This window comes from Ammonicoccus luteus (assembly GCF_050880385.1).
GTDB lineage: Bacteria > Actinomycetota > Actinomycetes > Propionibacteriales > Propionibacteriaceae > Enemella.
Genome location: NZ_JBNZCI010000001.1, coordinates 70,492 through 82,947, shown reverse-complemented (window position 1 = coordinate 82,947; position 12,456 = coordinate 70,492). Strand labels below are relative to the sequence as shown.

The following is a 12,456-nucleotide window of genomic DNA, read 5'->3' as shown; positions in this document are numbered from 1 at the left end:
CAGCCCAGCCCCCGGCCGTTGGTCCCGTCAGCCGCGGTGGAAGTGGTCCCAGCCACCCGCCGCGTCCCAGGCGGCACCGTCGACGGTGACGCCGGGCTCGCCCGCAGCGACCTCGCCGATCACCAGCCAGCCGTTGGGGACGGCCTCGACGGTGGTGAACGTCGCCGCGAAGGCGTGATCCTCTCCCCCGGTGAGGATGAACGTCCACGGATCCGCCCCGATCGCCGCGGACACGGCCTGCAGCGGCTCGGGGAGGGTGAAGGCGTCGCGCCGAACGTTGATGCGTACTCCGGACGCCTCCGCCACATGACCCAGATCCGCCAACAACCCGTCGGACACGTCGATCATCGCGGTCGCCCCCGCGGCCCGCGCCTCACCGCCGGCCGAATAGACAACCTCCGGGACCTTGTACGCCTCCACCAGCGCTCTCGGCGACCGGAAACCACGGCTCAGCACCCGCAGGCCGGCGGCGGACCACCCGATGCGACCGCGGAGGGCGACCACGTGACCGGGCCGGGCACCGGAACGAAGGATCGGCGGATGCCCGGCGAGGTCACCGAGGACCGTCACCGTGAGAACGACCACGGGACCGGAGGTGACATCGCCGCCGACGAGAGCGATTCCGGACTTGGCTGCCTCCAGCTTCATCCCCTGCGTGCACTGCTTCGCCCAGGACGCCGCCAGCTCACCCGGCCCGCTGAACGCGATGACCATGGCGACCGGCCGCGCCCCCATCGCGATCAGGTCGGCCACCGCCGCCGCGATCGCGCGCTGACCGACCTCATGCGGCAACGACCAGTCGCTGCGGAAGTGCACTCCCTCGACCACCGTGTCCGTCGACACCACCAGGTCTCCGTCGATCCGCACGACGGCGCCGTCGTCGCCAGGACCGATCGGCACGCGCTCGTCCGCATCAAGATCGGCGGTGATGCTGGCGATCAGCCCGAACTCACCCAACTCGCCGAGGCTGTGGGATTCCTTGGGGGACGGAACCGTCATGGGGATCTCCTGGTCGGGGACGTCGGTTTGCTCGTCTGTGCGGCAAAGCGCGGACGGCGACAAGGTACCGTGACCGCAGAACCCGAGCTCTAGGAGATGACTGATGGCAGTCAAGGCCTACATCCTGGTCCAGACCGCGGTGGGGAGAGCCGCGGAGGTCGCCCAACAGATCCGCGCCCTCGACGGTGTGCTCCTGGCAGAGGATGTGACAGGGCCCTATGACGTGATCGTCAGCGTGGAGGCGGAGAGCGTCGACAGGTTGGGCCAACTGGTCGTCGCGCAAGTCCAGGCGGTGCCGGGCATCACCCGGACCGTGACCTGCCCCGTCGTCACGCTCTGAGGTGGTCAGGCGTCACCCTGCGGCCCTCCTCGGGGCCGGATCACTCGCGCTCGGGCTCGTTGCCTGCGCGGGGCCCGTCTCGATCACCGAGCCCGAGGTCGATCCGGCGACGCGCCAGTTGTGCGAACGCATCGTCAACGAGCTTCCTCGCACCGTCCTGAACGTTCCGCAACGAGACACCACGGGCACGATCAGCGCCGCGTGGGGCACTCCGCCGATCACGTTCAAATGCGGCGTCCCAGAGCCGGCCGCCATGGCCACCGACACGCGCTGTTTCGATGTCAACGGCGTCGGCTGGTTCGCCGAGGAGGGCGAGGGCGGCTGGCTGTTCACGACGATCGGCCGGGAGGTGCGGATCGAGTTGGGGGTGCCGTCGAAGTACGCACCCGAGGCCGACGCGCTGGTCGATGTCGCGGACGCGATCAAGGCGCACAACATCGAGCACAGCCCTTGCCTGTGACCCTCAACGCAATCCGAGGGGCCGGGTCAGCGCGAGTTCGATGAGGCGCGTGATCAGCTGTGGATAGTCAAGGCCGCTGTGCTCCCACATGCGGGGGAACATCGACAGAGCGGTGAAGCCCGGCATCGTGTTGATCTCGTTGATCCAGATCTCGCCGGTGCGATCGACGAAGAAGTCCACGCGTGCCAGACCCTCGCCATCGAGCGCGTGGAAAGCCTTCACCGCCATCGCACGCACCCGGTCGGCGACGTCCGGGAGGATGTCGGCCGGCACGTCGAGGCTCACCTGCTCGTCCGGCAGATATTTCGCCTCGAAGTCATAGAACGCGTCCTCGGTGTGCATGCGGATCTCCGCCGGCACCGACGCCGCCGCCCAGCCCCCGTCAAGCGCGCCCAGGACCCCGCACTCGATCTCGCGGCAGTCCACGAAGCCCTGTTCCACCAGCACCTTCGGGTCGAAATCGCGGGCCCTCTCGACCGCCACCTCGACGTCCTCCGCGCGCTCGACCCGGGAGATGCCCATGGAAGAGCCACCGCGGGCGGGCTTCACATAGACGGGGAAGTGCAGCGACGCGACCGCATCGAGCGCTGCCGCGCGGTCGGTCTCCCATTCGCGCGGGCTGATTGCCACATAGGGCCCGATCGGCAGACCCTGCGCCGAAAACACGAGCTTCATGAAGTGCTTGTCCATGCCGATCGCGCTCGCGGCCACCCCGGACCCGACATAGCGCACGCCCTGCATCTCGAACAGGCCCTGGATCGTCCCGTCCTCACCGAACGGACCGTGCAGCAGCGCGAGCGCGACGTCGACCCGCACGGGGTCGATCAGGCGGTCCCCGTCGCGGATCACGAGTTCCGCGCCGTCGGGCCCGCGGTGCAGGATCGCCTCCAACCGGTCCTCGGACAGGGACGGCAAAACCTTGTCCTCGACCTGGAGTTCGCGGATCTCCTCGACCGGGACGTGCACCCAGCGGCCGGAACGGGTGATGCCGATCCCCACGACCCGGAATCGCTCCGGATCGATCGCCCTCGCCACACTGGCGGCGGTCAGGCAGGAAATCTGGTGTTCGCTGGAGTCTCCACCGAAGACGATCGCGACGGTCGGGATGTCGGTGTTCGCATGCACGGAGGCGACCCTACCGGCCGACGGCCGGGAATCGCGTCAGCGCCCTCACCGTTCTGGCTTCGTCTCGCGGGCCATGAGGGAGCGGATGGCCTCCTCGGGCTCGATCTTCCCGCCGAGGACCCGGACGACGCGCTCGACGATCGGCATCTCGACATCCTGGCGTTCGGCCAGTTGGAGAATGGATGCGCTGGAGCGCACGCCTTCCGCGATTCCTCGCGACACCTCGGCCGCCTCTTCCACGTTCAGCCCGCGGCCGAGATGTTCGCCGAACGTCCGGTTGCGCGAAAGCGGCGACATGCACGTCGCCACCAGATCGCCCATGCCGGCGAGGCCTGCGAAGGTGTGAGGGTCCGCCCCGAGCGATTCCCCCAGCCGCGAGGTCTCGGCCAGCCCGCGGGTCATGAGCGAGGCCATCGAGTTCGCCCCGAACCCGCGCCCCATCGCCATGCCCACCGCCAACGCGATCGCGTTCTTCGTGGCCCCGGCGATCTCGCAGCCGAGAAGGTCGGTGGAGGTATAGGGCCGGAAGTACGCAGTCCGGCACGCCGCACCGAACCGCTCAGCCGCTGCGCTGTCGTTCCCGGCGACCACGGTCGTGGCCGGCTGTTTGGCAGCGATCTCGTCGGCCAGGTTGGGTCCGCTGACCGCGAGGATCCGCCCGTGATCGATCCCGGAGGCCTCCATCACCTGGCTCATCGTCTGGAGCGTGCCCACCTCCACCCCCTTGGCGAGGCTGACGACGTCAGTCCCGGTCGGAATGTCCCACTGGGCGAGGTTGGCGCGCAGTTGCTGCGACGGAACGGCCAGGACGACGGCCTCGGCGTCGGCGAGCGCGTCGCCGGGGTCACTCACCGCCGTGACGCTGTCGGGGAGCCGGACGCCGCGCAGATAGCCCGGGTTGCAGCGGGTGACCTCGATTGCTCGGGCGATCTCGGGCCGCCGGGCCCACAGACGCACCTGATTGCCGGCATCGGCCAGGATCATCGCGAACGCGGTGCCCCAGGCCCCGGCGCCCATCACGGTGACCTGTCGATAGTTTCCCCCGTTGTTGTCGGTCATGCCCGCCCCTCCGATGTCAGGCGACGGCCCGCCGCCATGTCCCAGCGCCCGGGGGGAGGCGTTTCCTGCCGAAGCTCCGCCACGAGGGCAGTGATCGCGTCAAGAATGCGGTCGGTCGCCTCGTCGAGAACCTGCTCGTCCAATGGTCGCGCCCGCAGGTCGTCCAAGGGAACAGGGTGGCCGGCGAGCAATCGCATCGTTTTTCGGGGGAACAGACGTGGCCAGGTCAGCTTCTTGCCCGGCAGCACCTCGTTGGCGCCCCACTGGCCGACCGGGATGACCGGGCAGTTGGCGGCCAGCGCGATGCGGGCGGCGCCGGTGCGCCCGGTCATGGGCCACGTCAGGGGGTCGGCGGTGATCGTTCCCTCGGGATAGACGGAGACGCTCTTGCCCTCGCGGATGGCCTGCACGGCGGCATCGACGGCGGCGCCCGCTTCTGGACCGCCGCGGCGTACCTTGATCTGACCCGACCGACTCGCCACGAAACCCAACAGCGGGACCTGGAAGATCGCTTCCTTCGCGAGGAACCGGGGCCAGCGGCCGGCCCAGGTCAGATAGTGCCCATAGGCCAGGGGATCGAAGTTCGAGATGTGGTTGACCACGAACACCACGCCGCCCGTGGCGGGGATCCGGTCGCGACCGCGCCAGTCCTGGTGGGTCAGCAGGCGGAGGATCGCCGCCAGTGCGCCGACCGTCCGGCGGAGCATGGGCTCGGCGGGTTCGGAGATGACGTCCCGCATCCGCAGGCGCGCGATGGCTCGACTCACAGGCACCCTTCCTCGCACACCCGACCGGTCGGCTCACTTTAGCGCCGGCCCTCCGACATGTGGCAGCATCCCTGGTCATGGCGTGCCCAGCTGACGATCCCCGCGTTGCGCCCACTCCCCCGGGCCGGGCGGGCGTGGTGATCGCGGTGAAGGACCTCAGCCGGGCGAAGTCGCGCATGACGGCACTGTCGGCCGCCCATCGGGGCCGGCTCGCCGCGCTGATGGCGGTCGCGGTCGCCCGCGCCTGGAGCGAGGTCCTGGACGTCGTCGCGGTCGTGACGACGGCACCCGGAATCGGGCCGCTGCTCGGCGCCCACGGGGTCGACGTCCGGGTGGTGCCGGACCCCCGCTCCGGTCTCGACGCCGCATTCGAGGCGGGAGAGCGAGTGCTGCGAGCGGAGGGTTGTGCGCTGGTGGTGGCGGCCATGGCCGATCTGCCCGCGCTGACTGCGGTCGATCTTCGGTCGACGATGGCGGGCTGCACCGGTGCGGGGCGATGGTTCGTGCGCGACGACATGGGCACGGGCACGACGCTGCTCGCGGCGCACGGGATGGCGCTGTCTCCCGAGTTCGGTCGCGACTCCGCGGCCCGGCACGAGGCCTCGGGCGCGGTGGAGTTGGCGGCCGCGCCGGGCGTACGCCTCGACGCCGACAACCCCACCGACCTCGTCCGCGCGATCCCCCTCGGCGTGCAGGATCCGGTGACGCTGCTGATGGACGGTGCCGCGCTCGCGGAGCACACGACCGGCACCGTGGTCGGTCGGTCCGGCGCGGGCTGGGAGTTGGTGTTGGCGTCGGGATCACGGGGGTACGCCGCAGCGGGCGCGCTCGGGCCCGAATTGCGCCGCCTCGCGCCAGGCCAACGCCTGCACCTGGTGCGGGACTCCGGTGGCGCGGTGCGTCACGCGTGGATCTGAGGTCAGCGCTTCTTGCGCGGACCCCGCACATCGCGGACCGTGCTCGGCGGCGGTGGCACAGGTTTCTCGCCGGCGACATAGGCCTTGAGATCGGAACCGGGCCGGAACCGGACGATCGTGGTCGCCTCAGCAGTCTTGCGTTCACCGGTGCGTGGGTTGCGGACGACGCGCTCCTCGCGCGCGATGGTCTCGAAGACGCCGAACCCGGTGATGCCGACCTTCCCCGTGCGGGCGGTCTCCTGAATGATCGTCTCGACGACGATGTTGAGCATCCTGGCCGCTTCGGCCTTGTTGCCGCCAAAGTGAACGGACAGGGCTTCGATGAGTTCGGCCTTGTTCATCGTGTCCACCTCCTGGGTGCGCCAGCTGCGCTGGTCGCTCGCGGCGACACCGGCGTCGCCCCTTTGGACTTATAACGCTAAGCACTAAGGGATCCCGAACACAAACATCTGGCGAAGGATTCGCGATCTTGCACGGAATCCGGCGGGAAAAGCTCCGCTCGGGGACATTGTCGAGATAAAAAGCCCGGAGCACGAGGCCCCGGGCTTTTCGGTGGAGAACAGGCGCAGCGTCAGCCGGCGACCTTCGCGGGCAGCGTCTTCGGCTTGAACGACGGCCGCTGCTGTTCATAGGCGGTGATCGTCTCGTCGTGCCGCAGCGTGAGCCCGATGTCGTCGAGCCCCTCCAGCAGACGCCACTGGGTGTAGTCGTCGATCTGGAACGGAATCGCCTCCCCGCAGCACGTGATCGTGCGTGCTCCGAGATCGATCGTGAGTTCCTGGGTGGCGTCGGCCTCCGTGCACTCCCAGAGCTTCTCGACGTCGGCCTGGTCGATCACGGCAATGAGCAGCCCGGCCTTGCCGGAGTTGCTGCGAAAGATGTCACCGAAGCGCGAACCGATGACCACCTTGAAGCCATAGTTCTGCAGGGCCCAGACGGCGTGCTCGCGGGAGGAACCGGTCCCGAAGTCGGGACCGGCGATGAGGACCGTCGCTCCCTCGCGCTCGGGCTGGTTCAGGACGAACTCGGGATCGTTGCGCCAGGCGGCGAACAGTCCGTCCTCGAAACCCGTCTTGGTGACCCGCTTGAGATAGACGGCGGGGATGATCTGGTCGGTGTCGACGTTGCTGCGACGCAGCGGCACCGCAGTGCCGGTGTGGGTGGTGAACTTGTCCATCACAGGGCTCCTTGGGCTCAGAGATCGGCCGGGCTGGCGAGGTGACCGCGCACCGCAGTGGCGGCGGCGACGGCGGGCGAGACGAGGTGGGTGCGCCCACCCTTGCCCTGGCGCCCCTCGAAGTTGCGGTTCGAGGTGGACGCGCTGCGCTCTCCGGGAGCGAGCTGGTCCGGGTTCATGCCCAGGCACATCGAGCAGCCCGCTTCGCGCCACTCGGCGCCGGCGGCGGTGAAGATCTTGTCGAGGCCCTCGCCCATGGCCTGCAGGCGGACGCGGGCGGACCCCGGGACGACGAGCATCCGGGTGCCGTCGGCGACGTGGTGCCCCTCCAGCACCTGGGCAGCCAGGCGCAGGTCCTCGATGCGGCCGTTGGTGCAGGAGCCAAGGAAGACTGTGTCGACGCGCACGTCGCGCATCGGCGTTCCCGCCTCGAGACCCATGTATTCCAGCGCCCGCTCGGCGGCCGCCTTGTCCACCGGATCCGAGAAGTCCGCGGGCGACGGAACGTTGGCGCCCAGGGGGACACCCTGACCGGGGTTGGTGCCCCAGGTCACGAACGGGGTGAGTTGGGTGGCGTCGACAGTGATCTCGGCGTCGAAGGTCGCGCCCTCATCGGTGCGCAGGGTCTGCCAATAGGCGACGGCGTCGTCCCACTCGGCGCCCTCGGGCGCATGCGGGCGACCCTTGAGATAGTCGAAGGTCGTCTGGTCGGGGGCGATCATGCCTGCCTTGGCGCCCCACTCGATGGAGAGGTTGCACAGGGTCATGCGACCCTCCATCGACATGTCGGAAATGGCCTTGCCGCGATATTCGACCATGTGGCCCTGGCCACCGCCGGTGCCGACCTGGGCGATCAGCGCGAGCGCCAGGTCCTTGGCGGTCACGCCCTCGGGCAGGTCGCCCTCGACGTTGACGGCCATGGTCTTGGGCTTGGCCTGGGGCAGGGTCTGGGTGGCGAGCACGTGCTCGACCTCGGAGGTGCCGATGCCGAAGGCGATCGCACCGAACGCGCCGTGCGTGGAGGTGTGCGAGTCCCCGCAGACGATCGTCATGCCGGGCTGGGTCACGCCCAGCTGCGGACCTATGATGTGCACGACGCCCTGGTCGAGGTCACCGAGGCTGTGCAGCCGGATGCCGAACTCCTCCGCGTTCTGTCGCAGCGTGTCGACCTGCAGCTTGGACACGGGATCCGCGATCGGCTTGTTGATGTCGATCGTGGGGGTGTTGTGGTCCTCGGTCGCGAGGGTGAGGTCGGGTCGGCGTACGCTCCGACCGCTCTGCCGGAGCCCGTCGAACGCCTGCGGGCTCGTGACCTCATGCACCAGGTGCAGGTCGATATAGAGCAGATCTGGCTCACCGTCCGCGGAGCGCACGACATGGTCGCGCCAGAGCTTCTCGCTGAGGGTCAGAGGCCGGCCGGCATCAGCCGCGGCATTCGTGGGCTCGTCTGTCATGACTCCATCCAGGGGTTGGCGACCGGCGGATTCTGACTGCTCCGGGGGCCACTTAGAGGAAAAGGGCACACAGTCAGGAACGTTTCGCAGAGCGGACTATAGAAGTGCCCAGATTGTGGACACTTGGCAGTATCAGAGTATGGACAACACGAGCGGTGTGGGCGTACTGGACAAGGCAGCTCTGGTGCTGGGCGCACTGGAGACCGGCCCGACGACTCTGGCGGGCCTGGTGACTGCCACCGGCTTGGCGAGGCCCACGGCCCATCGCCTCGCCGTCGCACTCGAACACCACCGCCTGGTGGGCCGCGACCTGCAGGGTCGCTTCGTGCTCGGCCCCCGGCTCGCTGAACTCGCGTCGGCCGCCGGCGAGGACCGACTGCTCGCCACCGCTGGCCCCGTGCTCTCGCGACTGCGCGACATCACCGGCGAGTCCACCCAGCTCTTCCGGCGCCAAGGCGATCTCCGCATCTGCGTTGCCGCTGCCGAACGACTCTCCGGCCTGCGCGACACCGTGCCCGTCGGCAGCCAGCTGACCATGGCCGCGGGGTCCGCCGCCCAGGTCCTGCTCGCCTGGGAGGAGCCCGATCGCATGCAACGCGGTCTGCGGGGCTCCCGCTATTCCGCGGTCGCCCTCGCGTCGGTCCGCCGTCGCGGCTGGGCACAGTCCGTGGGTGAGCGCGAGGCGGGGGTGGCGTCGGTTTCCGCACCCGTCCGCTCCCCATCCGGCAAGGTGATCGCCGCGCTCAGCGTCTCCGGACCGATCGAACGACTCTCCCGCCAGCCCGGCCGGCTGCATGCCCGCGCCGTGATGGCTGCCGCTGATCGACTCTCGGAGGTCCTGCGCCACAGCGGCTCCGAGAGCTGACCCCTAAGCTCGGACCTGATGAGCGATCCATCCAGGGGGATTGCCCCGCCCCCGACGCATGGCGCGGTGCCCTCGACCGCCCCCGACCACCACCGACACGTTCGGCTCTGGGCTCTGCTCGGATTCCTCGGCGCGACCCTGGTCGCGCTCATGGCGTTCGGCGTCGGCTATCTCGAGGACGGCCCCCGCCAGTGGCTCGAGCGCCATGCCGCCTGGACACGTGAGTCGAGCGGACGCTATGTCGCCCGCCTGTCCGGTCTGATCGGCTCACTGCTCATGTTCGTCGCGTGGTGGCGGCTGCGCCCGTCCCGACGGACCCGCACCGAGGACGGCACCGAACACGCGCCGGGCTGGGGCATACCCTTCCGCAGAATCGCCCTCCTCTGGACGCTCCCGTTCTGGCCGGTCCCTGCCCTCCTGACAGCCGATGCGTACGCCTATGCCGCCCAGGGCTGGCTGCTCCATCAGGGACTCGACCCCTATGTGTTCGCGATGGGCTTTCCGAGTCCGTTCGCCGAGAGCGTCTATCCGACCTGGCGGCCGACAACGGCGGTCTATCCGCCGCTGGCGCTGCATTTGCAGCACCTCATCGTGGACCTGACCGGGGCACACCCCTATTGGGCACCCGTGGCGATGCGGCTCATGGCGCTCGCCGGGTTCGGGCTCATGCTGGCGGTCGCCGCGCCACTCGCCCGCACGGTCGGCGCCGGCGAACAGTCGGCCTTGTGGTTCGTCGCACTGAATCCCCTGCTGCTGATCCAGTTCATCGGCGGTGCCCACAACGACGCCCTCATGGTCGGACTCATCATGCTGGCGCTCTGGCTCGCGCGCACTCGGTTCGGCCTTGTCACCGGGTGCATCGTCATCGGGCTCGCTGCAGCGGTCAAACAGCCGGCGGTGTTCGCGGGGTTGGGCGTGGTGCTGTTCAACGTCCTCGGTGAACATCGGACGCCGGGCAGCCCTGTCCCCTGGGGTCGACTGGCCGGCCGGCTCGTGCTCGGCGGAGCGATCGGCGCCGCAACGTTCTTGGCCGTGTCCGCGCCGCGCGGGCTGTGGTTCGGCTGGCTCAGCGAGAATGCCGGTTCCCCGAGCCTTGTCATCAACCACTCGCCACTCAGCTGGCTCGCCCAAGGAGCACTGGCCCTCGACGCACCCGTGAGCGTGGTGGACACGGTCCTCACGCTGACGTCGACCGCGCTGATGATCGCGGCGTTCATCTGGGTCGCCGGCCGCTGGGCGCTGACGCGTCCGGTGCGGTTCACAGCCGGCCTGCTCCTGGCGTTCGGTCTGCTGGGAGCTGCGATCCAGCCTTGGTACATCCTCTGGGGCGGCCCGCTCCTCGCTTTCTGCCACCCGACCCGACGCCTCGTGCGGATCGCCGGCGCGATCACACTTATGCTGCTTGTGTCAGGCGTGCTGCAGGAATATCTCTCCCCCGCCATCGTGGTCCCGCTGGGGGCGTTGATCGCGGCGGCATGGTGGCGTTGGGGCGCCCGTGTCACGGGGGCTGCGCAGCACAGTTGAACGGCGTGGAGAGCACGCTTCCGCGCCGCTTCGCAGCCCTCGGTGCCCTGCTAGGTTGACGCCCATGACAGAGGCTGCCGGCGCTTCCGCGAACTCCGATTTCATCCGTGCGATGGTCCGCAGGGACATTGAGCAGGGCACCTTCGGCGGGCGCGTCCAGACCCGGTTCCCACCGGAACCCAACGGCTATCTGCACATCGGCCACGCCAAGGCGATCGTGATCGACTTCGGCATCGCCCGTGAGTTCGGCGGCGTCTGCCAGTTGCGCCTCGACGACACGAACCCGGACACCGAGGAAGCGGAATACGTCGACTCGATCATCGCCGACATCGAGTGGCTCGGGTTCACCCCGCCAGAGCCGACGCTGCACGCATCCGACTATTTCGAGCAGCTCTATGACTGGGCACAGTTCCTGATCGGCAAGGGGTTGGCGTATGTCGACGACTCCGACGCCGACACCATCTCCGCCCAGCGCGGCGGCTATGGCCAGCCGGGCGTCGAGAGCCCCTTCCGCAACCGGGGCCCCGAGGAGAACCTCGATCTGTTTCGCCGCATGCGCGCCGGGGAATTCCCCGATGGTTCGCGCGTCCTGCGGGCCAAGATCGACATGAGCCACGAGAACATGCAGTTGCGCGACCCGATCATGTATCGCATTCGCCGCGCCCACCACTACCGCACCGGTGATGAGTGGTGCATCTATCCGACGTATGACTGGGCCCATGGCCAGTCGGACGCGATCGAAGGCGTCACCCACTCGCTGTGCACGCTGGAGTTCCAGGACAACCGGGCGCTCTATGACTGGTATCTCGAGCATCTCCCCCTCCCCGGCGACCGTCCCCGCCAAACCGAGTTCGCCCGGTTGGAGATCACGCACACGGTGACCTCGAAGCGACGCCTGCGCAAACTGTTGGAGGACGGCGTTGTCGACGGCTGGGACGATCCGCGCCTGCCGACGCTGCGGGGACTGCGCCGCCGCGGTTATCCGGCGTCGGCGATCACGGAGTTCTGTGACTACATCGGGGTGACGAAGACCAACTCGCGCCAGTCGATCGAGTTGCTGGAGTCGTTCGTGCGGCGCGAGCTGAACCGCTCCGCGCAGCGGCGAATGGCTGTCACCCGGCCCGTGAAGCTGATCCTCGACGACTGGCCCGTGGGCATCGACGGCGAGCCGAAGGTCGAGTGGTTCGAGCTCACCAACAACCCGGAGAATCCGGATGACGGGGTGCGGTCCGTGCCGTTCACGGGTGAGCTGTGGATCGAGGCCGACGATTTCGCCGAGGTTCCGCCGCCCAAGTTTTTTCGGTTGTCGCCGGGGCGGGAGGTACGCCTCCGCGGCGCGTACTTGGTGACTGCCACCGGCGTGGAGAAGGACGCCGCCGGCAACATCGTGGCCATCCACGCGACCCACGATCCGGACTCGCGCGGCGGGAACGCTCCCGATGGCCGCAAGGTGAAGTCGACCATGCACTGGGTGTCGGCGGCGCACGCGGTGGATGCGACAGTGATGTTGTATGACCGGTTGTTCAGCGCCGAGGTCCCCGGCGAGCGCACCGGTGAGCCGCTGGATGACCTGAACCCCGACTCGCGTGAAGTGCTCACCGGGTGCAAGGTCGAGCCGGCGCTGGCGGAGACTCCCCTTGGCGAGGTCGTGCAGTTCGAGCGGCTGGGTTATTTCGCGCACGATCCGCGTGAACCGCTGCTGTTCCACCGGACAGTCGGTCTGCGCGACGAATGGGCAAACATTCAGAAGCGCCAGGGGAAATAGGTCC

Annotated in this window: 13 protein-coding genes; 6 read left to right on the top strand and 7 right to left on the bottom strand. The window is 68.8% G+C overall.

Features of this window, described 5'->3' with window-relative positions; translation table 11 throughout:
- Positions 1-27 precede the first annotated feature (27 nt).
- The gene (locus ACQ260_RS00390) at positions 28-999 is read right to left on the bottom strand and encodes a thiamine-phosphate kinase (protein ID WP_432557417.1); all 972 of its coding nucleotides are present in this window, start codon (positions 997-999) and stop codon (positions 28-30) included.
- A gap of 103 nt (positions 1,000-1,102) precedes the next feature.
- Between ACQ260_RS00390 and ACQ260_RS00385 the strand changes: the two genes are divergently transcribed.
- Positions 1,103-1,339 carry an Lrp/AsnC family transcriptional regulator gene (locus ACQ260_RS00385; protein WP_432557416.1) on the top strand — a complete coding sequence of 79 codons (237 nt, stop codon included), beginning with the start codon at positions 1,103-1,105 and terminating at the stop codon, positions 1,337-1,339.
- Between the two features lies 1 nt (position 1,340).
- Entirely contained in the window at positions 1,341-1,799 is a 459-nt protein-coding gene (locus tag ACQ260_RS00380; protein WP_432557415.1) for a DUF3515 family protein, read from the top strand.
- A 3-nt stretch (positions 1,800-1,802) separates the two neighbouring features.
- On the opposite strand, the gene ACQ260_RS00375 is transcribed toward ACQ260_RS00380, so the two are convergent.
- The 3 genes from ACQ260_RS00375 to ACQ260_RS00365 are packed head-to-tail and all read right to left on the bottom strand — an operon-like array spanning position 1,803 to position 4,723.
- Complete coding sequence (locus ACQ260_RS00375) at positions 1,803-2,924, bottom strand: D-alanine--D-alanine ligase family protein (protein WP_432557414.1); 1,122 nt, start codon at positions 2,922-2,924, stop codon at positions 1,803-1,805.
- A 45-nt stretch (positions 2,925-2,969) separates the two neighbouring features.
- Positions 2,970-3,983, bottom strand: a complete 1,014-nt coding sequence (locus ACQ260_RS00370; protein ID WP_432557413.1) for an NAD(P)H-dependent glycerol-3-phosphate dehydrogenase — start codon at positions 3,981-3,983, stop codon at positions 2,970-2,972.
- The gene (locus tag ACQ260_RS00365; RefSeq protein WP_432558336.1) at positions 3,980-4,723 is read right to left on the bottom strand and encodes a lysophospholipid acyltransferase family protein; all 744 of its coding nucleotides are present in this window, start codon (positions 4,721-4,723) and stop codon (positions 3,980-3,982) included. Before ACQ260_RS00365 ends, ACQ260_RS00370 begins: the two co-directional genes overlap by 4 nt.
- A 104-nt stretch (positions 4,724-4,827) precedes the next feature.
- On the opposite strand from ACQ260_RS00365, the gene cofC reads away from it, so the two are divergent.
- The gene (cofC, locus tag ACQ260_RS00360) at positions 4,828-5,667 is read left to right on the top strand and encodes a 2-phospho-L-lactate guanylyltransferase (RefSeq protein WP_432557412.1); all 840 of its coding nucleotides are present in this window, start codon (positions 4,828-4,830) and stop codon (positions 5,665-5,667) included.
- Positions 5,668-5,669: 2 nt separating this feature from the next.
- On the opposite strand, the gene ACQ260_RS00355 is transcribed toward cofC, so the two are convergent.
- The 3 genes from ACQ260_RS00355 to leuC all read right to left on the bottom strand — a co-directional run bounded on the left by ACQ260_RS00355 (position 5,670) and on the right by leuC (position 8,298).
- Positions 5,670-6,008 (bottom strand): HU family DNA-binding protein, encoded by a 339-nt coding sequence (locus ACQ260_RS00355; protein WP_432557411.1) that lies wholly within the window; start codon positions 6,006-6,008, stop codon positions 5,670-5,672.
- Between the two features lie 230 nt (positions 6,009-6,238).
- Positions 6,239-6,844, bottom strand: a complete 606-nt coding sequence (gene leuD, locus ACQ260_RS00350) for a 3-isopropylmalate dehydratase small subunit (RefSeq protein ID WP_432557410.1) — start codon at positions 6,842-6,844, stop codon at positions 6,239-6,241.
- 17 nt (positions 6,845-6,861) lie between these two features.
- Positions 6,862-8,298 carry a 3-isopropylmalate dehydratase large subunit gene (leuC, locus tag ACQ260_RS00345; protein WP_432557409.1) on the bottom strand — a complete coding sequence of 479 codons (1,437 nt, stop codon included), beginning with the start codon at positions 8,296-8,298 and terminating at the stop codon, positions 6,862-6,864.
- A 139-nt stretch (positions 8,299-8,437) separates the two neighbouring features.
- Between leuC and ACQ260_RS00340 the strand changes: the two genes are divergently transcribed.
- From ACQ260_RS00340 to ACQ260_RS00330, 3 genes are all read left to right on the top strand, one after another.
- Positions 8,438-9,163, top strand: coding sequence for an IclR family transcriptional regulator (locus ACQ260_RS00340; RefSeq protein ID WP_432557408.1), 726 nt, complete (start codon positions 8,438-8,440; stop codon positions 9,161-9,163).
- An 18-nt stretch (positions 9,164-9,181) separates the two neighbouring features.
- On the top strand, positions 9,182-10,687 hold the full coding sequence (gene mptB, locus ACQ260_RS00335; RefSeq protein WP_432557407.1) for a polyprenol phosphomannose-dependent alpha 1,6 mannosyltransferase MptB: 1,506 nt from the start codon (positions 9,182-9,184) through the stop codon (positions 10,685-10,687).
- Between the two features lie 64 nt (positions 10,688-10,751).
- The gene (locus ACQ260_RS00330) at positions 10,752-12,452 is read left to right on the top strand and encodes a glutamine--tRNA ligase/YqeY domain fusion protein (protein WP_432557406.1); all 1,701 of its coding nucleotides are present in this window, start codon (positions 10,752-10,754) and stop codon (positions 12,450-12,452) included.
- The last annotated feature ends 4 nt before the right edge of the window (positions 12,453-12,456 follow it).

Bases quoted from the DNA above. Each gene is read 5' to 3' on its own strand.
- ACQ260_RS00390 (WP_432557417.1), bottom strand. From the start codon at position 999: ATGACGGTTCCGTCCCCCAAGGAATCCCACAGCCTCGGCGAGTTGGGT.
- ACQ260_RS00385 (WP_432557416.1), top strand. From the start codon at position 1,103: ATGGCAGTCAAGGCCTACATCCTGGTCCAGACCGCGGTGGGGAGAGCC.
- ACQ260_RS00370 (WP_432557413.1), bottom strand. From the start codon at position 3,983: ATGACCGACAACAACGGGGGAAACTATCGACAGGTCACCGTGATGGGC.
- ACQ260_RS00365 (WP_432558336.1), bottom strand. From the start codon at position 4,723: ATGCGGGACGTCATCTCCGAACCCGCCGAGCCCATGCTCCGCCGGACG.
- cofC (WP_432557412.1), top strand. From the start codon at position 4,828: ATGGCGTGCCCAGCTGACGATCCCCGCGTTGCGCCCACTCCCCCGGGC.
- ACQ260_RS00355 (WP_432557411.1), bottom strand. From the start codon at position 6,008: ATGAACAAGGCCGAACTCATCGAAGCCCTGTCCGTTCACTTTGGCGGC.
- leuD (WP_432557410.1), bottom strand. From the start codon at position 6,844: ATGGACAAGTTCACCACCCACACCGGCACTGCGGTGCCGCTGCGTCGC.
- leuC (WP_432557409.1), bottom strand. From the start codon at position 8,298: ATGACAGACGAGCCCACGAATGCCGCGGCTGATGCCGGCCGGCCTCTG.
- ACQ260_RS00340 (WP_432557408.1), top strand. From the start codon at position 8,438: ATGGACAACACGAGCGGTGTGGGCGTACTGGACAAGGCAGCTCTGGTG.
- mptB (WP_432557407.1), top strand. From the start codon at position 9,182: ATGAGCGATCCATCCAGGGGGATTGCCCCGCCCCCGACGCATGGCGCG.
- ACQ260_RS00330 (WP_432557406.1), top strand. From the start codon at position 10,752: ATGACAGAGGCTGCCGGCGCTTCCGCGAACTCCGATTTCATCCGTGCG.